Consider the following 20,896-nt stretch of genomic DNA (forward strand, 5'->3'; position numbering starts at 1 on the left):
CGGGCAGCCCGTCTTGGACGGTCTATAGACAGAGTCAGACTTCGTCTTAGATGGGGGCGAACAACGTCGCGGCGGAAATCTTCGCTTGAAGGGCCAGGATGATGGCCTCCACCTCAACCCGCGCTTCGGCTTGGAGACCCAGACAGGTGCTGATCCCTTCGGAGTCAGTGCTTAGGCGGGCGTCGAGCCTTAGAACCAGCGAGTTGTCTGGACTCCGTCGAAGTCCATAGGCGTGCATGTGCATCGGATCGCCGATCGATCCGGGGTTGTTGAGATGTCCAAAATTGAACTCTCTGGTCATGTACTCAAGGAGCCGGTCCTGGAGAACGAGCACCAGCTTTTTGTTTACATGCTCGAATGTCTGAATCTTGTGATGCATCTGGACGAGAATAGTCTTGGCAGTCATCTTCCAGTTCATCCCGAACGGCTTTGGAGACGCCTCGGCGTCATCCCCTCGCGCGACGCCAAGTTCGCGCAAAAGCCGCTGACGCTCGGGCCAAACCGTTCCGGTGGTGTCCAGCGTCTGCAACTCCACGCCAACGAAGTCGCGGACTCGTCCGTCCCGGGAGGACACCACAAAATAGTCGATCCTTCCCCCTGGGATGGTCACCTCCGGAACGATGTGCAGCTCGTTGCCCGGCTCATGCAGAGTCAAAAGATGGAGGCAGTCCGTGAATATCTGCCGCCGCTCGATGAGACGCGTCGGACAGATAATGACCGGCGCAGGTGGACGACCGTAAGCCACCGTGCAGGTGCCAATAGAGGTGCTGGGGTCGCTCTTCCGGGTCTTCCAACATTTTCGACCGAGGAAAGGGCATTGCTGCGCCTCCACAACACCGTTCCAATCCTCGCCGAGTTTATCGGACGCCCTCCCAAATAATTCCGAGACCAGACTCACAGCGCGCATCGCTCTTCGGCGAACTCAAGGTACTCAGAGGAAAGATCAATTCCGATCGAGCGGCGCCCCAAGCGATGCGCGACACGCATCGTCGTGCCTGTGCCGCAAAACGGATCGAGCACCAGTCCGCCGACCGGACAACTGCAGGAAATCGGACGCTTGCAGAGATCCTCGGGGTAGGCCGCAAAGTGACGATGCGATCTCTTGGTGTCTTCAGGCACGATCTCCCAGACGTCGCTCATCTTGGCGCCGTTGGGGTGGTAGCGCAGGAAATAGAAACCCTTCTCGACCAATTCGCGAGCACGGCCTGAAACGCCTTCGCCGTCTGAGTGCGTGGCGCGTTGCGAGCCGCGAATGACCATGCGGAAGTCTGATATTTCACCCTCCCCGACCCGTCTGAGCTCGTTTTCAAGCGCGCTGAGGGAACAGGTCTTCTCTTCGGGTGAGAGCGCCGTCGAGAGTTCGATCTGACGGCGATATCTGATGCCTGATACGCCGGTCGCGGAGATAACCCGTCCGTTTACGACTTTCGAGGCGCGGGGCTTAGTTCGAAGCGCGTCAGCGTCATAGAAATACGATCGTGACTTCGTAAAGTGGAAAATATGTTCGTGGACATTTCTAAGCTTATCTTTGCTTTGATCCATCCCGCCTTTTACTTTATGCCAAATCACGTCATTGCGCATTATGAAGCCGAGTTGATCAGTCATCCTGATGGCGACACGCCACGGCAATCCGATCATACTTTTTGCTGAATAGGCATCCCCCAAGTTCAGCCAGAAAGAACCCGTCGGCTTGAGGATCCGGTAGACTTCCGCGAACACCCTGACGAGGGCGTCGATATACTCTTCGGGAGAGCTCTCGAGGCCAATGCCGTCAACGCCGTAGTCGCGTTGGCCCCAGTAGGGCGGACTGGTCATGCAAAAATCGATTGAGTTGCTTGGCACAGACCTGAGCACTTCACTCGCATCGCCACACAAGAACAGCGGCTGGGTATGGGAGGCCGCAAGATAGCGGTCGAGCTTAGTCCCAAGGTCATTCCCATGATCGGCGCGGAGGTGGAGCGCGGGCTGATTCATGCCGCCACCTTATCCCAGATGACGCCACGACGCCTTCGGCCTGAACCGCTTAGCCGAGCCAGGTGCGTCATTCGGTGTTGGCGGACTCGGCTTGAATCCCCACCTGCGCCGGGACCAGAGCGCCGGCCGCCCCTACCGCCCCTTCTCCGCCGCGCGCGCGATCTGCAGCATGAGCGGCATGGAGTAGTTGCCCTCGTGGCAGGCGAACTCGAAGATCGGGCCCTTGTCGGGGTGGAGGGGCATCTCGCCGCGCCAGGGGGCGGTGTAGGTGGCGGGGTCGTCGACCTCGAAGGCGTAGCGGATCTCGCCTGGGGCGGTGCGGGTGAAGTGTTCGGTGACGCGGGCGCCGGCCGAGATCAGGTAGACGGGGCCCCGGAAGGTCTCCTGCGGGTGGAAGTTGGTGGTCTCGACCACCAGGGTTTCGCCTTCCCAGTGGCCGATGCTGTCGCCCAGCCAGACGCGGACGTTGGCCGGCGGATGGCGGGCCGGATGGCCCGGCGTGGACAGGCGCACGATGCGCAGGTCGTGGTTCATCTCCGACAGGATGGCGACCTCGGTGGCGGTCTGGACGATCTGTTTTCCCCCCGCGACGGCGGGATTGATCATCGGCGGCGTGGACGAGGCGAAGCCGCCCAGCAGGCAGCGGTCGGTGGGCGGGCGGTCCTCCGGGTTGGCGGCCAGGCCGCTCACCGCCGCCTTGCCGAGCGCGCGGTAGCGCGCCAGCGCCTCGGGCCGATAGGGCAGCTGGCCGTTGGCGGGGAAGACGATCCAGGAGGTGCGCAGTTTTCCGTCAAGGCGGGCCATGCGCTGGGCCGGATGCCATTCGGAGACGCCCTGCCCCACGCCGCCGGCCTCGTCCTTGGCCTGGCCGGCCATGGCGGCGGCCTCGTAGGCGCGCTCCTGGGCCGGGGTGGCGAAGGTGAGCGGGTCGTTGGGCGAATTGCGCTCCAGCCCGGTCAGCGAGACGGCGGTCCAGAGGCCCTGCAGGTCCGGCTGGCCATAGGCGGTGCGAGGCGCGCGGTAGGGTCCGGCCTGGGCTGGGGCGGCGAGCGCAAGGGTTGCGGCGAGCGCGAACGCGGCGGCGGCGGCGATGCGGCGTGGCGTCATGAAAGGGCTCCCCCGGTCCCGGACCCATCGGAGGGTGGAACGGCGGCGGCGGCAACTGCACAAATTTGAACGGGTGGGGCGCCCTCCTCCCCTTCTCACCGCTCATCCCGGCGAAAGCCGGGACCCATAGGGCGGTCGGGTGTTGGCCGCCCCCTGCACCCTGCCCTTCAACGCAGCTTGGGTCCCGGCTTTCGCCGGGATGAGCGGTGTTGGGTGTCTAGCTCTTCGGCCGGAACCGCTTGCTCGCCGGGAAGCCGCGGGGGGCGAGCTTGCCGGCGCCGGCGCGTTTGCCGAGCCACTCGCGCCACTCGGCCCAGGCGAAGGTGCGGCCGGCGGTGTCGATCCAGGCGGCGCCTTCGGCTTCCGGGAAGGCGGTTGCGTCGCGTAAGCCCCCCTCGCGGTAGGATTGGAGTTTCACGCCCTTGCCCCTCGGCATTTCGGGGAGTTCGGCGGTGGGGAAGATCAGAATCTTGCCGTTGTCGCCGATGACGGCGAGCTGGTCGGCGGCGCCTAGCAGGAGGCTGACCAGGGCGCCCTTGGGACCGGGATTGAGGACCTGTTTGCCGGCGCGGCGGAAGGCGATGGCCTCTTCCTCGGGCAGGATGAAGCCGTAGCCTTCCTTGCTGGCCAGGATGCGCTTGGCGCCGGGCTTGTGGACGAAGACGTCGACGATGCCGACGCGGTCGTCGAGGTCGATCATCAGGCGGAGCGGCTCGCCGTGGCCGCGGGCGCCGGGGAGCTTGTCGCAGGCCAGCGTGAAGAAGCGGCCGTCGGAGGCGAAGATCAAGAGCTTGTCGGTGGTCTCGGCCGGGACCAGGAAGGCCAGCTTGTCGCCTTCCTTGAATTTGAGCTCCGAGGGGTCGTCGACGCGGCCCTTGGCGGCGCGGATCCAGCCGCGGTCGCTGAGGATCACGGTGATCGGCTCGCGCACGATCATCGCCTCGATGGCCGCGTCGGCGTCGACCTCCGGCGCGTCGGCGAAGATCGAGCGGCGGGCGTTGAGGTGATCGCCGAGGTCGGCCTTCACCTGGCGAAGGCCGGCGCCGACCAGCTTCCACTGGGCGCGGTCGTCGGCCAGCATGCCGACGATGCCGTCGCGTTCCTCGGCGAGGTCGGCGTGCTCGCGGCGCAGCTCCATCTCCTCCAGCCGGGCGAGCTGGCGCAGGCGGGTGTTGAGGATGGCCTCGGCCTGCAGTTCGGAGAGGTCGAAAGCCTCGATCAGGCGGGCCTTGGGGTCCTCTTCGTAGCGGACGATGCGGATCACCTCGTCGAGGTTGAGGTAGGCGGTGATCAGGCCGTCGAGGATGTGCAGCCGGGCCTCGATCTTGGCCAGGCGATGGCGGGCGCGGCGGACCAGCACCTCGCGGCGGTGGTCGAGGAAGGCCTGCAGCACCTGTTTGAGGCCCATGACGCCGGGCGTGCCCCGCGCGTCCAGGACGTTGAGATTGACGCTGAAGCGGTTCTCCAGGTCGGAGAGCTTGAACAGGCTCTCCATCAGCACCTCGGCCTCGACGTTGCGGCTCTTGGGCTCGAGGACCAGGCGGACGTCCTCGGCGCTCTCGTCGCGGACGTCGCCCAGCAGGGGGACGCGCTTGGCCTCGATCAGTTCGGCGAGCTGCTCGACCAGGTCGGCCTTCTTCACCTGGTAGGGCACCTGGGTGACGACAATCTGGTAGGTCCCGTTGCCCAGCATCTCCTTGGTCCAGAGCGCGCGCAGGCGCACGCCGCCGCGGCCGGTCTCGTAGGTTTCCAGCAGGCTGGCGTGCGGCTCGACGATCACGCCGCCGGTCGGGAAGTCGGGGCCTTTGACATGCTCCATCAGCTCGGCGGTGGTGGCGCTGGGTTTGCTGAGGAGCGCGATGCAGGCGTCGATCAGCTCGGCGGCGTTGTGCGGCGGAATGGAGGTCGCCATGCCGACGGCGATGCCGGTGCTGCCATTGGCGAGCAGGTTGGGGAAGCCGGTGGGGAGCACGACCGGCTCTTCGTCCTGGCCGTCGTAGGTCGGCTTGAAGTCGACGGCGTCCTCGTCGATGCCGTCCAGCAGCAGCGTGGCGGCGGCGGTGAGCTTGGCCTCGGTGTAGCGCATGGCGGCGGGGTTATCGCCGTCGATGTTGCCGAAGTTCCCCTGCCCGTCGACCAGCGGATAGCGCTGGGCGAAGTCCTGGGCCATGCGGACCAGGGTGTCGTAGATCGACTGGTCGCCGTGCGGGTGATAGCCGCCCATCACCTCGCCGACCACCTTGGCGCATTTGCGGGCGGCCGCGTCGGGGTTCAGCCGCATCTCGCGCATGGCGTAGAGCACGCGGCGCTGCACGGGCTTCAGCCCATCGCGCACGTCGGGCAGCGCCCGGTCGGTGATGACGCTGAGCGCATAGGCCAGATAGCGGCGGGAGAGCGCCTCGGAGAGCGGCTCGTCGATGATCCGGTCGCCGGGGGCGCCGGGCGGCGTGAGGGTGGTGTCGGTCATGAGGTCTGTCAGAATCAGGCAGGGTTTGTGGGTTCGACACTAGAGGGCGGCGGGGGCGGCGTCGCTGCGGCGCGGAGAAGAATTTGCACCACGGACGGACGCAGACGCACACGGACGCGCCTTGCCCTTGGCGAGCGCAGTTCGCCTTCTGATCCTAAGCAGAGCCTCTCGGAAGATGGCCTTCGGCCTCTCAAGCGGCAGGACAGGTCCGTGCGCGTCTGTGTCCGTCCGTGGCTCCTTCTTCTTCCGCACGCCCTTGACACTGACGATTACGGGCGTAATCAATAGGTGTCGATTACGGGTGTAAACGTCCATGAAGATCAGCGGCGCAGAGAGCGTGGTCATGGAGGCGCTGTGGGCCAAGGCCCCGCTGGCCGCCGAGGAGATATCCGCCGAGGTGGCTGGGCCGCAGGGCTGGACCGAGGCGACGGTGAAGACCCTGATCAATCGCCTGCTGAAAAAGCACGCCGTGGCCGCGACGCGGGACGGTCGGCGCTATCTCTACCGGCCGCTGATCGCGCGCGCCGACTATGTGGGCGCCGAGAGCCAGGGGTTGCTGGACCGATTGTTCGACGGCCGGCTGGCGCCGCTGGTCAGCCATTTTTCCGAGACGGGCGCGCTGACCCCTGAGGACATCGCCGCGCTGAAGAAGCTGATCGAGGGGTTCGAGCCATGATCGCGGCGATCCTGCTGGGCCTGCTCAAGGCCAACCTGGCGGCGGGCGCGGCGGTGCTGTTCGTGCTCGCGGTGCGGCGGATCGTGCGGCTGCGGTTCGGGGCGCGCGCGGCCTATCTGCTGTGGCTGGCCCCGCTGGCGGCCGCCGCGGCGGTGCTGGCGCCCCACCCGCAGATCGCCACCCCGATCGGTCCGATGGTCGCCCGCGCCGAGACTGCGGCGGCGGGCATGGCGGAAGCCTTCACCGTCGAGGCCCCGGCGGCGGCGCGGGCCAGCACGCCCGACGCGGCCACTCTGGTCTTCGGCCTCTGGCTGGCCGGCGCGCTTGCGGCGGCCGCCCTGGTGCTGCGGCGCCAGGCCCGTTTCACCCGCGCCATGGGCCGGCTGACCGCGTCAGACACGCCGCGTCTGTTCTGGGCGCAAGGCCCCGACGTCGGCCCGGCCGTGGTCGGCGTGTTCCGCCCCCGCATCGTGGCGCCCGCCGACTTCGAGGCCCGCTTCGCGCCGGCCGAGCGCGACCTGATCCTGGCGCACGAGCGCGCGCACCTGGCGGGCGGCGACGCGGGGGTCAATGCTGTGGCCTGCGCCCTGCAGTGCGTGGCTTGGTTCAACCCGCTGGTCCATGTGGCCGTGCGCGTGCTGCGCATCGACCAGGAGCTGGCCTGCGACGCCACGGTGATCGGGCGCTTTCCGCAGGCGCGGCGCGCCTACGCCGAGCTGCTGCTCAAGACCCAGATCGCGACGCGGTCCCTGCCGCTCGGCTGCCACTGGCCGTCGGGCCCGGGCCATCCCTTGAAGGAGAGGATCGCCATGCTGAAGTCTCCCTTGCCTGCGGCGTCGCGGCGCTGGACCGGCCTCGCCCTCGCCGGCGTCGCGACGCTGGGCGCCGGCGGCCTCGCCTGGGCCGCCCAGCCGGGCCCCGGCGCGCCGGAACGCGCGGCGGCCGACGTCTTCGCCGCCGCACACCCGGAGTACAGCTGCGACCCGGCGCGCGAGGCGCGCGGCGAAGGTTGCACGATCGTTCGGACCTCGATCTGGCTGGCCCTGCCGAGCCACGCGGACATCCTGCGCGCCTACCCGGCCGCGGCGCTCAAGGCCGGCGCGAGCGCCGAGGTGCGGATCAGCTGCGCGGTGACCGTGCAGGGCCGGCTGAAGGCCTGCGCGGCGGTGGACACGGTGGTCACGGGCGCGACCAGCGGCGCGGCGGACGAGCGGTTGAAGGCGGCGTTCGGCCAGGCCGCCGTGGACCTCAGCCGCTACTACCAGGCGCGGATCCCGCCGACGCCGAACCCGCGGGAGGGCCACACCGTCTTCCCGGTGGTGTTCACGCCCGACGCCACGCCAGGGCGCCGCGGCGACCCCGACCGGCCGATGCCGCCCCTGCCGCCGATGCCGGTGCATGAGGGCGCCGCCAAACCGACGCCGGCGGCCGCGCCGGCCCCTGCGCCCAGCGCCCAGCCGCTGCGAACGCCGGTGAGCTACGTCGCGGCTGAGCAGGCCCCGCCCGTCGCCGCGGCCCCGCGCATCGTCAAGCCGGACTGGTTCGACAAGCCGACCGGCGCCGACATGGCGCGCTTCTACCCGGCCGAAGCGGTGAAGGGCCACTTCGAGACCTGGACGGCCCTGTCCTGCGGCGTGGACCGGGACGGGCGGCTGACGGACTGCGTGGCCACCGGGGCCGAGACCTTCGGCCTGCCCGACGCGATCCGTGAGGACTTCCGCCAGGCGACGCTGCAGCTGGCGACGCTGTTCCGCATGCGACCGCAGACGGTCGATGGCGTGCCGACCGCCGGCGGGCGGATCAATATCCCGATCCGCTTTGCGCTGCCGACCGACCCGGCGGCCAAGGCGCGGCTGGACGCGCTGCGCGATCCAGGCCCGCAGTGATCCAGGCCGACGCCCCGCCCGCCGCGCCGCCCGCCGCCGAGGTGGTGGTCACGCGCAGCGAGCACACCACGAGCGCCGCCAATCTCGACCTGCCCTTGAGCCTGATGAAGGCCGGGCGGCGCGAGGAGATGACCGTGCGCCGGGCGCTGTTCGTGAACGCCGCGGTGACCCAGGTCCGGCCGGCCGCCGGCGGTCCCGACAGCTATCGCTGGAAACTGGCCGCCTTCCTGGAGCGGGAATATTGCGTCCGCTCGCTGACCGGCGCCCTGGCCTGCACGCAGCCGGAGATCGCGCCGCTGCCGGACAAGGCCGAGGGCGAGGCGCCGCTGGCCGCGCCGGGGGATTTCCGGCTGGCCGTGCTGGCGGAGGCGAACCTGACCAGCACGCTCGCCGCCCGCTCCGAGGAGATCTTCGCCGCCGACCGCCAGGCCGCCGTCGACCCGTTCCTCAAGGCGGCGGGCGTCGCCGCGGCCAAGACCGCCCCGCCGCGCTCCGGTCCTCGGCCCGGCAAGGCCGCGCCGGCCGCGGTCACGGGGCGCTGAAGATCCCCGACGACGGCAGGTCCCGGGCGAGGATGAAGTCGGAGGCGGGATCGGCGCGCAGGCCGTTGATCATCACCATCTGAACCTCGCCGCCCTCGGGCGCGGCCCAGCTGACCGTGGCCGCCTTGTAGCGGCTGAAATCGCTCGCATACCAGGTGGAGATATGGGCCTCGGCGTGATGCCCCTCCCAGGCCCCCTGGATGAAATCGATCGGCACCACGACGATGATGTATTTCGTCCTGTAGTAGAGATAGTCGATCAGGTCCGCGCCGCGCGACTTGCGGAAATGCTCCAGCACATCGCCCAGGATCACCAGGTCCCAATGCCCGTCGGGATCGACATCGGGCATGGCCGACGCGTCGGCGAGTTGGATGTCGTCATAGACCTCGCCGAGCTTGAACCGCTCGACGTAGCTGGCGTCGATCTCGACGGCGGTGAGCGAGCCGATCTCCGCGCCGCCCTCCCGCAGCGCCTTGATCATCCGGCCGTACTTGCCGGCGCCCGGCCCGATATCGAGAACCGAGGCCGGCTTCATGCGCGCGATCAGCGCGGCGACATGTTGATCGAAGACCGGGGCGGAATAGGGCATCGGACCGGCGGCTCCTAAGGGGCGGCGATCACCCAGGCCAGGGGCGACCTTAGCGCCGGGCCCGCCGATTCGCGCGCCGTCAGAGCCGGCCCGCCTCGTTCAGCCGGTCGACCAGCCAAAGCCGCGCGGGCGGCAAGGGACGGTTGATCGGATTGAAGATGAACTGTTCGAGGAAGTGGGCGGTCAAGGCCAGGCCCGCGCCGACGTCGCCCGCCTCCAGCCGCGACTGGCTGGAGAGCAGGAAGGGCGGCAGCGCCAGCATCCGCTCGTGATAGGGCTCGCCGGCGGCGCGAGAGACGGCGCGGCCGGTCTTGGGGCTGACGTAGATGAGGTCGTCGGTGACTCCGGTGGCGGCGCACTTGGAGAGGTCGAGACCGAAGCCCAGCTCCTGCAGCAGGCCCGCCTCGAAGCGGACGAAGACGGCCGGCCAGTAGTCGGTGGCGGCCAGCGCCTGGCTAAGCGCCTCGAAGGCCAGATAGGCGCCCGGATGCGGCTCGCGCTCCGGAAGCGCGCCTGCCGCCACCGCGGCGGCGGCGGCGAGGCCGGCCAGCGCCAGGGCGTCGTCGAACAGGGCCGAGGGCCCCTCGCCCACCGGCTCAAGGCTGGCGGCGCCCAACTGGTCGGAGACCCGGGCGCGGTAGCGGACCAGCACCTGGGCGCCGGCCTGCAGGAACGGCTTCATCTTGCGCGACGCGCCGCCGGCCACGTGGGCGGCGTACTTGCCGTGCCGCGCGGTCAGCAGCTCGACGATCGCGCCAGACTCCCCGAAGGCGCGGGCCGAGAGCACGAAGGCGTCGTCTTCGAATTCCATCGGGTCGTAGGTAGCACAAGAGCGCACCTCCCCCATCGCGGCAGCGATGGCGGGAGGGGGACCATCCGCCGAAGAGCGGATGGTGGAGGGGGCGAGCCGCGCACACGGCCTCCCCGCCTCGATCAGCGCCTCGGCCTGCACCAGGATCGCATCAGTCACCGACCCGAGTTCGCGGTACACGCGCCCCCGCCGGGACCCGGTGCACGTGAACGCCCTGCTTCATCAGCCAGCGGTCGCGCGCTTCGTCCTTGGCACGCGCTTCATCGTCCCAATGGGTCGCGCCATCCACCTCCACCGCCAGCCGAGCCGCCGGGCAATAGAAGTCGACGATGATCTTGCCGAAGGGATGTTGCCGCCGAAAGGTCGGCTTATCGGGTCCGCGCCCGCGCAATCGCTGCCAGAGCATGACCTCGGGCTCGCTCATGGTCTTGCGCAAGGCGCGGGCGCGCTTAGTGATGAGTGTGTTTCGCAAGGCTTTGCGGCGGCTCGCCCCCTCCACCACCCGCTCTTCGGCGGGCGGTCCCCCTCCCGCCGCTTCGCGGGGGAGATGAGAACATATAGAGAACACTAAGGGCGGACGTGTCAAGCGGCAACGGCGGGTTTGACGGGCCCCGCCCGGCGCGACACCTTGCGCCCAGAGCTTGAGGAGTCGGAGCGATACTCGACCATCTTTCCCTCAGCGACCCGATGACCTGGGTCGTGGTGCTGCTGGCCTCGCTGCTGATCGCGGGCCTGCGCGTGCTGATCCGCGGCCGCGCCGCGCCGCGCCAACCGCCGTCGTCGGATCAGGACCCGCCCGAGAGCTGAAAATCCGCGCGGATCGGAACCGGGTCTTAAGCTCTGCCGTGCGAGGGTCGCGGCAGACAGGACGGGCAGAACAGCCGATGACCAGCACGCCACCCTATGCCGGGCGAAACCGCCGCCGCGCGAAACCTTCCAAGACGGTGATCGCCGCCGCCGTGCTCGGCGTGGCCGCCATCGCCTTTGTCACCCTCTGCCCGATCGGGCTTCGGCCGCACATCGCCAGCGCCAACATCGAGCGGCTCGCCGCCTACGCGGTGCTGGGCGTCGCGGTCTCGCGCGCGGCCGGCCGACGCGCCCTGGCCGCCACGGCGCTGATGATGCTGTTGGCGTTTGGACTCGAGGCGGCGCAGCGGTTCGCGCCCGGGCGCCACGCGCACCTGGCCGACGCGGTGGTCAAGGCGTTCGGCGGGGTGTCGGGCGTCGCCGGCCATCAGTTGATGTTCCCCCTGCGGCGGCTGTTCGCCCAGCTCACGGTCGTCGGCGACCCCGCCTGGGCGCAGACTCCGGTTTATGTGACCAGCCGCTGAGGCCGGCGCCCTAGGCGTCGAAATCCAGGCCCACGTCGCCGTAGAACTCCCGCTTGTCGGCCCAGCGTTCGTCGACCTTGACGTGGATGAACAGGTGGACCGGGCGGTCGAGGAGTTCGCACAGTTCCTCGCGCGCCTTCTGGCCGATCCATTTCAAGGTCTGGCCGCCCTTGCCCAGGATGATCGGGCGCTGGCTTTCGCGTTCCACATAGATGGTCTGCTCGATACGCGCGGAGCCGTCCTTGCGCTCCTCGAAGGCGGTGGTCTCGACGGCCGCGGCGTAGGGCAGCTCCTCATGGACCCGCAGGTAGAGCTTTTCGCGGGTGATCTCGGCGGCGAGCAGGCGGGCCGGAATGTCGGCGGTCTGTTCGGCCGGATAGAACCAGGGGCCTTCCTTCATCAGCTCGGCGAGCCGCTTCAGGAGGTCGTCGACGCCATTGCCGTCGGCGGCGGAGATCATGAAGACCTCGCTGTAGACGCCCGTATCGAAAAGCTTTTTCGACAAGGCCAGCAGGGTCTCGCGCTTCATGCCGTCGATCTTGTTGAGCGCCAGGATCGCGGTCTTGCCGGCAGCCTTCAGGCCCTCGACGATGGATTCCACGTCGATGGCGGCCTTGCGGTCGGCGGCCTTGCCGCCAGGGCCCTCGGCGGCGAGTTCGGCTTGGCTGTCGACCAGATGGACGATGACGTCGGCGTCCTGGGCGCCGCCCCAGGCGGCGCGGATCATGGCGCGGTCGAGCCGGCGGCGGGGCTGGAAGATCCCGGGCGTGTCGACGAGCACGATCTGGGCGTCGCCGGCCATGGCGACGCCGCGCACCGGGAAGCGGGTCGTCTGGACCTTTTGCGTGACGATGGAGACCTTGGCGCCAACCAGGCGGTTGGTGAGCGTCGACTTGCCCGCATTGGGCGCGCCGATGATGGCGGCGAAACCGGCTTTGGTCATGACATCGGCCCCGCGTGAGCGGTCAGCATGGCGTCGGCGGCGAGACGCTCGGCCTCGCGCTTGGAGCCGGCGACGGCGGTCATCGCCTCCAGGCCCGGCAAGCCGACCTGGATGGTGAAGACCGGCTCATGCGCCGAACCTTCCTGCTTGATCACCCGGTACTCGGGGAGCGGAAGGCCGCGGGCCATGGCCCATTCCTGCAACATCGTCTTGGGGTCCTTGGTCGGCGCATCGAGGTGGAGAAACAGATCGGCCCAGAAGGCCAGGATGAAGTCCCGCGCGGCGGGAAAGCCGGCGTCGAGGTAGAGGGCGGCGATCAGGGCCTCGCAGGCGTCGCCCAGCACGCGCTCGTTGTCCCGGGCGCCGATCTTGGTGGCGCTGGCGTCGACGCGCAGCGCATCGCGCAGGCCCGCGCGGCGCGCGGCGTCGGCGCAGGCGCGGTAGTTGACCAGTTGGTTCATCAGCTTCGACAGCGCGCCCTCGGTGGCCTCGGGCTGCAGACGCATGAGCTGTTCGGCGACGACCAGGTTCAGCACCCGGTCGCCGAGGAATTCCAGCCGCTGGTAGTCGGCGATCTTGGGCGAGCCCTTGGTGACGCTGCCGTGCGTCAGCGCGCGTTCCAGAAGCTCGCGGTCGGCGAAGCTGTGACCGATGCGGCGCTCCAGCTCAGCGATCGCCGCGACTCTCGTGTTCATGAGAGGGGCGTGTTCATTGCAGCAAGTTGAAGAACCGATGGGGCTGGAGGTTCAGAACCCAGGTCCACGGCTTGAAGATCGAGGCGCCCTTCGACCAGGAGAGCAGGATGATCCGCGCCTTGCCTTCCAGGTTTTCCGCCGGGACGTAGCCCACGCCGCCGGCCTCGGGCGAGACCCGGCTGTCGGAGGAGTTGTCGCGGTTGTCGCCCATCATGAAATAGTGGTGCTCAGGCACGACGAAGACGTCGGTGTTGTCGAGGTCGCCGTCGGGGCCGAAGTCGTTGGTCATGTAGGTCTTCCCGCCGGGAAGCGTCTCCTGGTAGCGGGTGACGTCGTGCATGAAGCCATAGCCGCTGTCCTCGCGGAAGGTCCCCTTCTTCACGCGGGGCACCTGCACGCCGTTCAGATAGAGCAGGCCCTGCTTCATCTGGATGCGGTCGCCCGGGATGCCGATGATGCGCTTGATGTAGTCGACGTGCGGGTCGTGCGGCAGGGCGAAGACCACGATGTCGCCGCGGTGCGCGGCCTGCTCGGCGATCCGGCCGGAGAACAGCGGCGGCGCGAAGGGAATGGAGAACTTCGAATAGCCGTAGGTCCACTTGGACACGATGATGTAGTCGCCCTCGTAGAGATTGGGCTCCATCGAGGCCGAGGGGATCGTGTAGGGCTGGAAGAACAGCACCCGCAGGAACAGCGCGATCAAGAGGGCGTAGACAATCGTCTTCACGATCTCGACGAGTTCGGCCATCGCGCCGGATTGCTCGGGAGGCGCGGAAGCCTTGGCGGTATCGTTCATCTAGAGTCCTTGGGGGATCGGCCTTGTGGACCGCTGTCGCGGAACGGGCCGTTGCTACGCGGATGCCACGCCGCGAGCAAGGTTTGTGCCGGGGAGAAGTTGTCCGGACAGCGTTGCAAACCCCACGAACGGGTGAGGGCTTCCGAGCCTCCGCGGCAGCGGAGGCTCAGTCATTGAACACGAAGACCACGAAGGACACGAAGACACTCTGCCTGCGCCAGCGCCGCGACCTGACCAGGCTCCCTTGTGGTCTTCGTGCCCTTCGTGACCTTCGTGTCGGAATAGGAAGGCGCCGCTTCGCGGCCTCTGGTTCGTGTGGTTCGTGTGGTTCGTGGACGCCTTCTATTCCGGCAAGGCCTCGATGATCACGAAGGCCTGGGCGTAGGGATGGTCGTCGGTCAGCGAGAGGTGGACGACCGGGCGGTGGCCGGGGGGCATGAGCTCCAGGAGGCGGGCGTGGGCGCCGCCGGTCAGCGCCATGGTCGGCTGGCCGGAGCGCAGGTTGACGACCCCCATGTCGCGCCAGAAAACACCGCGGCGCATGCCGGTGCCGAGCGCCTTGGCGCAGGCCTCCTTGGCGGCGAAACGCTTGGCGTAGGAGGCGGCGCGGTCGGCCTTGCGGTCGGAGCGGGTGCGCTCGAGCTCGGTGAAGATGCGGTTGGTGAAGCGCTCGCCGTGCCGCTCCAGGGTCTTCTCGATCCGGCGGATGTCGGAGAGGTCCGACCCCAGGCCGACGATCACGCCGCTCTCGTGGCGCGGGCTTCATCCATCAGGGCGCGCATGCGCTGGATGGCGGGGCCAAGCCCGATGAAGATCGCCTCGCCGATCAGGAAGTGGCCGATGTTGAGCTCCATGAGCTCGGGAATGGCGGCGACGGGCTTCACGGTCTCGTAGTCGATGCCGTGGCCGGCGTGGACCTCCAGCCCCAGGCGGTGGGCCTCGCTGGCGGCGGCCTTGAGGTTCTGCAGCAGGGCGGCGGCCTGCGGCAGCCGTTCGCGCACCGCCTGGCAATAGGCGCCGGTGTGCAGCTCGACGACCTGGGCGCCGACCGACCTGGCGGCGGCGACCTGGCTCAGGTCCGCGTCGATGAAGCAGGAGACGCGGAGTCCCGCATCAACGAGCTTTGCCACCAACGGCGCGATGCGATTGTGGCCGCCGACCACGTCGAGACCGCCCTCGGTGGTCACCTCCTCGCGCCGCTCGGGCACCAGGCAGGCGGCGTGCGGCAGGTGGGCGAGCGCGATGGCCTCCATCTCGACGGTGACGGCCATCTCGAAGTTGAGCGGGCGGCCGCGCTTGCGGCAGGTGGCGGCGAGCGCGTCGATGTCGGCGTCGGAGATGTGGCGGCGGTCCTCGCGCAGGTGGGCCGTGATGCCGTCGGCCCCGGCCTGCATGGCCAGATCGGCGGCCCGGGCCGGATCCGGATAGGCTTCGCCGCGCGCGTTGCGGATGGTCGCGACGTGGTCGATGTTGACGCCGAGGCGCAGGAGCTTGGGTGGCGGGCTCATGGCGCGGCTGATTACACCGGTCCCGCCGCCGGGAATATCCCTGTTCACGCCACCGTTCATGTCCGGGCTCATGTCAGCCCCGGGCCCGGTCGACGGTCTCGATGCTCGGGCAGGCGCGCAGCGCCGCGGCGATGTGGGTCAGGTGGCGGGCGTCCTTCACCTCGATGTCGAAATCGACGTCGAAGAAGTCCGAATGGCGGTGGCGCATGTTGACCCCGATGATGTTGCCGCCGGCCTCGCCGATGATCGTGCAGGCTTGGCCCATCACGCCGGGCGCGTCGCGGATGGTGGCGTTCAGGCGGGCGTCGGAGAGGGTGTTGCGCTCCGCCTCGGGCGTCCACTGCAGGTCCCGCCACAGCTCTTCGCGATCCTCGTATTCGGCCAGCTGGGCGCAGTCGATGGTGTGGACGGCCACGGCGCCGCCCTCCTCCGTGATGCCGACGATCCGATCGCCGGGAAGCGGGTTGCAGCATGGGTCGAAGCGCAGGAGGGCGCCGGGCTCCAGGCCGCCGCCCTTGACGTAGAGCGAAGCGAAGCGATCTTCGATCCGCACGCGCGCCGTCGCGGCCGCCTTGGCCGTCTCCGCCAGGCCGGGAAACACCACTTCCAGCACCTGCGTCGGCGAGATCCGCCCCCGCCCGACGGCCTGGAACACCTCGGCCTCCGACGCGGCCGCGAACCGGTCCAGAGCGGGGCGCAGGGAGACCTCGGAGAGCGTCTTGCCGGCCCGGGCGAAGGTCTGCTCCAGCGCCGCCTTGCCGAGCCGCTGGAACTCCTCGCGCTCCGACTGGCGCATATGGCGGCGGATCGCCGAACGCGCGCGGCCGGTGACGGTGAGGCTCATCCAGTCCTCGGGCGTCGAGGGCTTCGGGCCCCTGACCACCTCCACCACATCGCCGTTGGCGAGCACCGTGCGTAGCGGACGCAGCTCGCCGTTGATCTTCACGCCCAGGCAGGTGTCGCCCACGTCGGTGTGCACGGCGTAGGCGAAATCGAGGGGCATCGCCCCGGTCGGCAGGCTTATCAACTGGCCCTTGGGCGTGAAGACGAAGACCTGATCGAGGAACACCTCGAGCTTGGCATGGTCCAGCAGATCCTCGGCGTCGCCCCCCTGCTCGAGCACCTGGACCAGCTGGCGGATGTTGACCAGGGGATCGCGTCCCCCGGCCGCGGCGGCGGACTCCGGGTCGAAGGCGTAGGTCTCGTTCTTGTAGCGCCAGTGGGCGGCGACGCCCTCCTCGGCCACGCGGTCCATGGCCTCGGTGCGGATCTGCAACTCGATGCGCATCGCCCGCGGCGCCACCACGGTGGTGTGGATCGAGCGGTAGTTGTTGCGCTTGGGCGTCGAAATGAAGTCCTTGAACCGCTCGGGGACGCACGGCCAGGCGCGGTGGATGACGCCCAGGGCGCGGTAGCAGTCGTCCTCGTCACCGACGATCACCCGGAACGCATAGATGTCGGATAGTTGAGCGAATCCAATGGATTTCCGCTGGAGCTTGCGCCAGATCGAATAGGCGTTCTTCTCCCGCCCGACGACCCGGCAAGTCACGCCCGCGTCGTTCAGCTGCTTGGCGATCTCTTCGCTGGCCAAAGCCACCGCCCGTCCCTGCCCGGCCCGCAACACGTCGAGGCGCCGGATGATCGCATCCCGCGCCTTGGGGTTGAGGTGAGCGAAGGCCAGCTCCTCGAGCTCGGAACAGATCTTGTGGCAACCGATCGAGCGGGCCAGGGGGGCGTAGATATCGAGGGTCTCGCGGGCGATCCGCTCGCGCTTGGCCGCATTCTTGATGAAGTGCAGGGTGCGCATGTTGTGCAGCCGGTCGGCGAGCTTGACCAGCAGCACACGGACGTCCTTGGAGACCGCCAGGATGAACTTGCGCAGGTTTTCGGCCTGCTTCTTGTAGTCGGCGGTGGCCTCCAGGCGGGAGAGCTTGGTGACGCCTTCGACGAGTTCGCCGACCTCGTCGCCGAACAGGCGATCAATATCGGCGCGGGTGACATCGGTGTCCTCGATCACATCGTGCAGCAGGGCGGTGACGATGGTCGCCGTGTCGAGGCGGTAGTCGGTGAGGATGCCCGCCACCTCGATCGGGTGGGCGAAATAGGGATCGCCGGACGCCCGCTTCTGCGAGCCGTGCATGCGCACGGCGTAGACGTAGGCGCGATTCAGAAGCGCCTCGTCGGCGCTGGGATCGTAGGCGCGGACGCGGTCGATCAGTTCATATTGGCGCAGGAATTTCGGCGCCGCCGCCTTCAGCTTGGCCGGAGTGGGCTCCGGCGGCGGGGCGAGCGGGGTGGCGAAGGAGGTCGGGGCTGGGACGGCCTCAAGGCTCAGTAGCGCTCCTCCTGGCCGCCGTCGCGATCGCTCTGCAGGGCGCGCACCAGTTCCTGCTCGCTCATTTGCGCATGGCTGGGATCGGCCAGAAGGGCGAGGGTTTCGGCCTCCTCCTCGGCTTCCGAATGCTCGTCCACCCGCTGCAGGCTGCCGATCAGCGTCTCGCGCAGTTCGGTGGGGTTGACCATGTCCTCGGCGATCTCGCGCAGGGCGACGACCGGGTTCTTGTCGTTGTCGCGGTCGAGGGTGAGGGGCGAGCCGGCCGCGATGGCGCGCGCGCGATTGGCGGCGAGCAACACGAGGTTGAAGCGGTTGGGAACCTTCAGAACGCAATCTTCGACGGTGACGCGGGCCATGTAGTCTCACGGAGGTTGGGATGAACCTCACTACATAGCGGCGAAGGGCCAGTTTTGCAACGCGGCGCAGCCACCCGGGATAGTCGCCGTCAGGGCTCGCCCAACGGAACGGCGTCCGCGCCGATGACGGCGGCGGCGGCGAGTTCGGCCGCCGTTGCGCCGAGCTCCGGATGGATCCAATCCGGGGCGACGTCGGCCAGCGGCCCCACCACAAAGAGCCGCTGGTGGGCGCGCGGGTGCGGCAGGGCCAAGCCAGGCTCCTCAAGGATCGCACGCCCGTAGGCGATCAGGTCGAGGTCGAGGGTGCGGGGATCGTTGGCCGCGCCGCGCCGGCGGCCGAACGCCATCTCGACGCGCAGCAGGGCGTCCAGGACCTCGCGCGGCGGGAGGCTTGTCTCGACAAGGGCGACGCCGTTGAGATAGTCAGGGTGCGCCCTGTCGGGCCAGGCCGCCGATCGCCACCAGCGAGAGCGCCTCGTCACGTCGAGGCCGACATCCGGGAGCCGCCGCAAGGCCGCTTCCAGCAGGTCGCGATTTGACCGATAGTGGCCGCGCAGATTTGACCCGAGCGCGACGACCACGGCGTCATCGAATGCGTTATTTTTAATATTTGGCAAGGATTTACCGTGACTTTTTATCCCACCGACCGGCTCGCCCTGTTCATCGACGGCGCCAACCTGCACGCGGCCGCCAAGAATCTCGGGTTCGACATCGACTTCAAGCGGCTGCTGGAAGAGTTCCGCAAGCGCGGGCTGCTCATCCGCGCCTACTACTACACCACGCTGGTGGAGGATCAGGACTATTCGCCGATCAGGCCGCTGGTCGACTGGCTGGACTACAACGGCTTCACGCTCGTGACCAAGCCGGCCAAGGAGTACACCGACCGCGACGGCCGCAAGCGCTACCGCGGCGACATGGACATCGAACTGGCGGTGGACATGCTGGAGCTGGCCCCCAAGGCCGATCACATGGTTCTCTTCTCCGGCGACAGCGACTTCGCCAGCCTGGTGGCGGCGGTGCAGCGCAAGGGGGTGCGGGTCACCGTCGTCTCCACCCTGAAGTCGCAGCCGCCGATGGCCTCGGACGACCTGCGGCGTCAGGCGGACGCGTTCGTCGACCTGGCGGACCTGGCCGACATCGTCGGTCGCGCGCCGCGGGAGCGCCTGCCCCGCTTCCTGCAGGAGACCCGCGAAACGGCGGATGACTGATCCCGCCGAGCCGCCGCGCGACTGCCCCCTCTGCCCGCGCCTGGTCGCCTACCGGGCCGAGAACCGCGCGGCCCATCCCGACTGGTGGAACGGCCCCGCGCCCTCGTTCGGGGATCCGGACGCGCGGCTGCTGGTGGCGGGCTTGGCGCCCGGACGGCAGGGCGCGAACCGCACCGGGCGGCCGTTCACCGGCGATTTCGCCGGGGTGCTGCTCTACGAGACCCTGGTCGCGCAGGGCTTCGCGCGGGGGCGCTACGGGGCGAGGCCCGACGATGGCCTGACCCTGGTCGACTGCATGATCACCAACGCCGTGCGCTGCGCGCCACCCGGCAACAAACCCCTGCCCGTCGAGGAGACGACGTGCCGCTCCTTCCTGGCGGCCCGCATCGTCGCCCTTCCCCGACTTAAGGTCATCGTCACCCTCGGCGACGTGGCGCGGCGCAACGTGATGAAGGCGCTCGGCCGTCCCGCCTCGGCGGGCGCCTCCGGACACGGAGCGGAGAGCGAAGTGGACGGCTACCGGATCATCAACAGCTATCACTGCTCCCGCCTGAACACGAACACCGGCCGCCTGACCCCGGCGATGTTCGAGGCCGTGTTCATTCGGGCGCGGGCGCTGTTGGACGCCGGTTAGGCGGCTTCAACCGTGGAACCTCCACTCCGGTCCCAACGCCCCGACCTGGATGTATTGCGCGTGTCCGGCCACTACCGTGCCAGTCAGGATCGCGCCGTTGGTGTTCTCGATCAGGTAGCTGTCCGTCCCCGTGCCCGAATAGTCGCCGGCTCCGACGAAACTCCACTCAGGCCCCAGCCCGCCGACTTGCGTATAGGTCGTTCGGCCGCCAGCGACTTCGCCGACGACGACCGCTCCGCTGGTATTTTCTATCAGGAAATCCGTCTTGGCGTCGCCGAGGAACTGCCCGGCCTCCACGAACCTCCACTCCCGGCCCAACGCCCCCACCTGGGTGTAGGTGGTTCGGCCGCCCGACACCTCCCCCACAACCACCGCCCCCTTCGTATTCTGGATCAAGAACTGGTCTTTTGCATCGCCCAGGAAATCCCCGGAGCCGACGAACGTCCACTCCGGCCCCAAGGCGGCGACCGGGGTGTACTGCGCCCGGCCGCCGACAATCTCACCCACCACCACCGCGCCGCCGGTATTCTCGATCAGAAAGTCGGACTTACCGTCGCCCATGAAGTCCCCGGTCTCGCGGAATCGCCACTCAGGCCCAAGCGCTGCGACTTGGCTGTAGGTCGTCTGGCCACCGGCGACCTGACCTACGTCGACGGCACCGTTGGTATTCTCGATCAGATAGTCCCGTGCGCCTGAACCGACGAAATCGCCGCTTCCGTGAAAGGACCACCCTGGTCCCAGGCCCGAGACCTGGGCGTAGGCCTCCTGGCCGTTCGTTCCGAGTTCCCCCAGCACGACCGCGCCGCTAGTGTTCTGGATTAATACGTCGCTGAGACCGTGAGCTTCGAAATCGTCCGATGGCGAAATGGTTGACGGGGTCACTTCCTGGACCTGGATCTGGGTGACGCCGGTCGTAGCGGTGGGGGCGGTGATGAAGGTGGCCCCGGCGTAGTTGCCGCTGAGGCGCAGGGTGGCGACGGTGGTTGAGCCGTCGAGGAGGGTGAGGGTTCCGCCGGCGTAGGCGGCGCTGGTGACCGT

At 68.5% G+C, this 20,896-nt stretch carries 22 protein-coding genes; 6 read left to right on the top strand and 16 right to left on the bottom strand.

Annotation, left to right across the window (positions count from 1 at the left end):
• Positions 1 to 46: 46 nt before the first annotated feature.
• From VKQ35_RS18940 to parC, 4 genes are all read right to left on the bottom strand, one after another.
• Complete coding sequence (locus VKQ35_RS18940; protein ID WP_324364281.1) at positions 47 to 898, bottom strand: NotI family restriction endonuclease; 852 nt, start codon at positions 896 to 898, stop codon at positions 47 to 49.
• Positions 895 to 1,974, bottom strand: a complete 1,080-nt coding sequence (locus VKQ35_RS18945) for a site-specific DNA-methyltransferase (RefSeq protein ID WP_324364282.1) — start codon at positions 1,972 to 1,974, stop codon at positions 895 to 897. The genes VKQ35_RS18940 and VKQ35_RS18945 overlap by 4 nt, the downstream gene beginning before the upstream one ends.
• Positions 1,975 to 2,106: 132 nt before the next feature.
• Positions 2,107 to 3,081 (bottom strand): hypothetical protein, encoded by a 975-nt coding sequence (locus tag VKQ35_RS18950; protein ID WP_324364283.1) that lies wholly within the window; start codon positions 3,079 to 3,081, stop codon positions 2,107 to 2,109.
• A gap of 217 nt (positions 3,082 to 3,298) precedes the next feature.
• Positions 3,299 to 5,548, bottom strand: a complete 2,250-nt coding sequence (gene parC / locus VKQ35_RS18955; RefSeq protein WP_324364284.1) for a DNA topoisomerase IV subunit A — start codon at positions 5,546 to 5,548, stop codon at positions 3,299 to 3,301.
• A gap of 313 nt (positions 5,549 to 5,861) precedes the next feature.
• On the opposite strand from parC, the gene VKQ35_RS18960 reads away from it, so the two are divergent.
• Genes VKQ35_RS18960 through VKQ35_RS18970 form a run of 3 tightly spaced genes read left to right on the top strand, consistent with a single transcriptional unit; the run spans position 5,862 to position 8,652 of the window.
• Complete coding sequence (locus VKQ35_RS18960) at positions 5,862 to 6,224, top strand: BlaI/MecI/CopY family transcriptional regulator (RefSeq protein WP_324364285.1); 363 nt, start codon at positions 5,862 to 5,864, stop codon at positions 6,222 to 6,224.
• Positions 6,221 to 8,110, top strand: a complete 1,890-nt coding sequence (locus VKQ35_RS18965) for a M56 family metallopeptidase (RefSeq protein ID WP_324364286.1) — start codon at positions 6,221 to 6,223, stop codon at positions 8,108 to 8,110. Before VKQ35_RS18960 ends, VKQ35_RS18965 begins: the two co-directional genes overlap by 4 nt.
• Entirely contained in the window at positions 8,107 to 8,652 is a 546-nt protein-coding gene (locus tag VKQ35_RS18970) for a hypothetical protein (RefSeq protein WP_324364287.1), read from the top strand. The genes VKQ35_RS18965 and VKQ35_RS18970 overlap by 4 nt, the downstream gene beginning before the upstream one ends.
• Here VKQ35_RS18970 and VKQ35_RS18975 read toward each other — a convergent pair.
• From VKQ35_RS18975 to VKQ35_RS18985, 3 genes are all read right to left on the bottom strand, one after another.
• Complete coding sequence (locus tag VKQ35_RS18975) at positions 8,639 to 9,241, bottom strand: class I SAM-dependent methyltransferase (RefSeq protein WP_324364288.1); 603 nt, start codon at positions 9,239 to 9,241, stop codon at positions 8,639 to 8,641. The genes VKQ35_RS18970 and VKQ35_RS18975 overlap by 14 nt on opposite strands.
• A 79-nt stretch (positions 9,242 to 9,320) precedes the next feature.
• A complete protein-coding gene (recO, locus tag VKQ35_RS18980) occupies positions 9,321 to 10,052 on the bottom strand; it encodes a DNA repair protein RecO (protein WP_324364300.1) in 732 nt (243 codons plus the stop codon).
• Between the two features lie 151 nt (positions 10,053 to 10,203).
• Positions 10,204 to 10,620 (bottom strand): endonuclease domain-containing protein, encoded by a 417-nt coding sequence (locus VKQ35_RS18985; RefSeq protein ID WP_414692367.1) that lies wholly within the window; start codon positions 10,618 to 10,620, stop codon positions 10,204 to 10,206.
• Positions 10,621 to 10,936: 316 nt separating this feature from the next.
• Here VKQ35_RS18985 and VKQ35_RS18990 point away from each other — a divergent pair, with 316 nt between their 5' ends.
• Positions 10,937 to 11,383 (top strand): hypothetical protein, encoded by a 447-nt coding sequence (locus VKQ35_RS18990; protein WP_324364290.1) that lies wholly within the window; start codon positions 10,937 to 10,939, stop codon positions 11,381 to 11,383.
• A 10-nt stretch (positions 11,384 to 11,393) separates the two neighbouring features.
• Here VKQ35_RS18990 and era read toward each other — a convergent pair whose 3' ends face one another.
• The 8 genes from era to folK form a co-directional block, all read right to left on the bottom strand.
• Positions 11,394 to 12,326, bottom strand: a complete 933-nt coding sequence (gene era / locus VKQ35_RS18995; protein ID WP_324364291.1) for a GTPase Era — start codon at positions 12,324 to 12,326, stop codon at positions 11,394 to 11,396.
• Complete coding sequence (rnc, locus tag VKQ35_RS19000) at positions 12,323 to 13,021, bottom strand: ribonuclease III (RefSeq protein WP_324364292.1); 699 nt, start codon at positions 13,019 to 13,021, stop codon at positions 12,323 to 12,325. The genes era and rnc overlap by 4 nt, the downstream gene beginning before the upstream one ends.
• Before the next feature lie 13 nt (positions 13,022 to 13,034).
• Positions 13,035 to 13,817 carry a signal peptidase I gene (gene lepB, locus VKQ35_RS19005; protein ID WP_324364293.1) on the bottom strand — a complete coding sequence of 261 codons (783 nt, stop codon included), beginning with the start codon at positions 13,815 to 13,817 and terminating at the stop codon, positions 13,035 to 13,037.
• 342 nt (positions 13,818 to 14,159) lie between these two features.
• Entirely contained in the window at positions 14,160 to 14,558 is a 399-nt protein-coding gene (gene acpS / locus VKQ35_RS19010; protein ID WP_324364294.1) for a holo-ACP synthase, read from the bottom strand.
• Positions 14,555 to 15,325, bottom strand: coding sequence for a pyridoxine 5'-phosphate synthase (locus VKQ35_RS19015; protein WP_324364301.1), 771 nt, complete (start codon positions 15,323 to 15,325; stop codon positions 14,555 to 14,557). Before VKQ35_RS19015 ends, acpS begins: the two co-directional genes overlap by 4 nt.
• A gap of 73 nt (positions 15,326 to 15,398) precedes the next feature.
• Complete coding sequence (locus tag VKQ35_RS19020) at positions 15,399 to 17,582, bottom strand: bifunctional (p)ppGpp synthetase/guanosine-3',5'-bis(diphosphate) 3'-pyrophosphohydrolase (protein WP_324364302.1); 2,184 nt, start codon at positions 17,580 to 17,582, stop codon at positions 15,399 to 15,401.
• Between the two features lie 74 nt (positions 17,583 to 17,656).
• Positions 17,657 to 18,016 (bottom strand): DNA-directed RNA polymerase subunit omega, encoded by a 360-nt coding sequence (rpoZ, locus tag VKQ35_RS19025; protein WP_324364295.1) that lies wholly within the window; start codon positions 18,014 to 18,016, stop codon positions 17,657 to 17,659.
• Positions 18,017 to 18,105: 89 nt separating this feature from the next.
• Positions 18,106 to 18,597 (bottom strand): 2-amino-4-hydroxy-6-hydroxymethyldihydropteridine diphosphokinase, encoded by a 492-nt coding sequence (gene folK / locus VKQ35_RS19030; protein ID WP_324364296.1) that lies wholly within the window; start codon positions 18,595 to 18,597, stop codon positions 18,106 to 18,108.
• Between the two features lie 45 nt (positions 18,598 to 18,642).
• On the opposite strand from folK, the gene VKQ35_RS19035 reads away from it, so the two are divergent.
• Both VKQ35_RS19035 and VKQ35_RS19040 read left to right on the top strand, forming a co-directional pair.
• The gene (locus VKQ35_RS19035; protein WP_324364297.1) at positions 18,643 to 19,224 is read left to right on the top strand and encodes an NYN domain-containing protein; all 582 of its coding nucleotides are present in this window, start codon (positions 18,643 to 18,645) and stop codon (positions 19,222 to 19,224) included.
• On the top strand, positions 19,217 to 19,858 hold the full coding sequence (locus VKQ35_RS19040; protein WP_324364298.1) for a uracil-DNA glycosylase: 642 nt from the start codon (positions 19,217 to 19,219) through the stop codon (positions 19,856 to 19,858). The genes VKQ35_RS19035 and VKQ35_RS19040 overlap by 8 nt, the downstream gene beginning before the upstream one ends.
• Before the next feature lie 6 nt (positions 19,859 to 19,864).
• Here the strand turns inward: VKQ35_RS19040 and VKQ35_RS19045 are convergent.
• Positions 19,865 to 20,896 (bottom strand): hypothetical protein (locus tag VKQ35_RS19045; RefSeq protein WP_324364299.1); only part of this gene is annotated, 1,032 nt, incomplete at its 5' end.

Source organism: Phenylobacterium sp. (assembly GCF_035309685.1).
Classification (GTDB): Bacteria; Pseudomonadota; Alphaproteobacteria; order Caulobacterales; family Caulobacteraceae; genus Phenylobacterium.

Coding starts and splice junctions, on each gene's coding strand:
- lepB (WP_324364293.1), bottom strand. CDS start 13,817: ATGAACGATACCGCCAAGGCTTCCGCGCCTCCCGAGCAATCCGGCGCG.
- VKQ35_RS18960 (WP_324364285.1), top strand. CDS start 5,862: ATGAAGATCAGCGGCGCAGAGAGCGTGGTCATGGAGGCGCTGTGGGCC.
- era (WP_324364291.1), bottom strand. CDS start 12,326: ATGACCAAAGCCGGTTTCGCCGCCATCATCGGCGCGCCCAATGCGGGC.
- VKQ35_RS18975 (WP_324364288.1), bottom strand. CDS start 9,241: ATGCCCTATTCCGCCCCGGTCTTCGATCAACATGTCGCCGCGCTGATC.
- VKQ35_RS18950 (WP_324364283.1), bottom strand. CDS start 3,081: ATGACGCCACGCCGCATCGCCGCCGCCGCCGCGTTCGCGCTCGCCGCA.
- VKQ35_RS19040 (WP_324364298.1), top strand. CDS start 19,217: ATGACTGATCCCGCCGAGCCGCCGCGCGACTGCCCCCTCTGCCCGCGC.
- rnc (WP_324364292.1), bottom strand. CDS start 13,021: ATGAACACGAGAGTCGCGGCGATCGCTGAGCTGGAGCGCCGCATCGGT.
- VKQ35_RS18945 (WP_324364282.1), bottom strand. CDS start 1,974: ATGAATCAGCCCGCGCTCCACCTCCGCGCCGATCATGGGAATGACCTT.
- VKQ35_RS18965 (WP_324364286.1), top strand. CDS start 6,221: ATGATCGCGGCGATCCTGCTGGGCCTGCTCAAGGCCAACCTGGCGGCG.
- recO (WP_324364300.1), bottom strand. CDS start 10,052: ATGGAATTCGAAGACGACGCCTTCGTGCTCTCGGCCCGCGCCTTCGGG.
- VKQ35_RS19015 (WP_324364301.1), bottom strand. CDS start 15,325: ATGAGCCCGCCACCCAAGCTCCTGCGCCTCGGCGTCAACATCGACCAC.
- parC (WP_324364284.1), bottom strand. CDS start 5,548: ATGACCGACACCACCCTCACGCCGCCCGGCGCCCCCGGCGACCGGATC.
- VKQ35_RS18990 (WP_324364290.1), top strand. CDS start 10,937: ATGACCAGCACGCCACCCTATGCCGGGCGAAACCGCCGCCGCGCGAAA.
- rpoZ (WP_324364295.1), bottom strand. CDS start 18,016: ATGGCCCGCGTCACCGTCGAAGATTGCGTTCTGAAGGTTCCCAACCGC.